Source organism: Citrobacter sp. 50677481, from assembly GCF_001463265.1.
In the GTDB taxonomy this organism is placed as follows: Bacteria; Pseudomonadota; Gammaproteobacteria; order Enterobacterales; family Enterobacteriaceae; genus Citrobacter_A; species Citrobacter_A sedlakii.
This window is the reverse complement of sequence record NZ_LNHZ01000006.1, coordinates 1-219: the sequence shown is the minus strand read 5'-3', so window position 1 is coordinate 219 and position 219 is coordinate 1. Positions and strand designations below refer to the sequence as shown.

At 55.3% G+C, this 219-nt stretch carries 1 tRNA gene; it reads right to left on the bottom strand.

Annotated features, from left to right (window positions below):
- Positions 1 to 66: 66 nt before the first annotated feature.
- A tRNA-Leu gene (locus APU02_RS03310) sits at positions 67 to 153 on the bottom strand.
- Between the last annotated feature and the right edge of the window lie 66 nt (positions 154 to 219).

Sequence of the window (219 nt, the reverse complement as noted above, 5' to 3'; positions counted from 1 at the left end):
AAGCTAGCGCGTCTACCAATTCCGCCACCTTCGCACAGTCATCTTACTTTTTTGATATCGCCTCGTTGGTGCGAGGGGGGGGACTTGAACCCCCACGTCCGTAAGGACACTAACACCTGAAGCTAGCGCGTCTACCAATTCCGCCACCTTCGCACAGTCATCTTACTTTTTTGATATCGCCTCGTTGGTGCGAGGGGGGGGACTTGAACCCCCACGTCC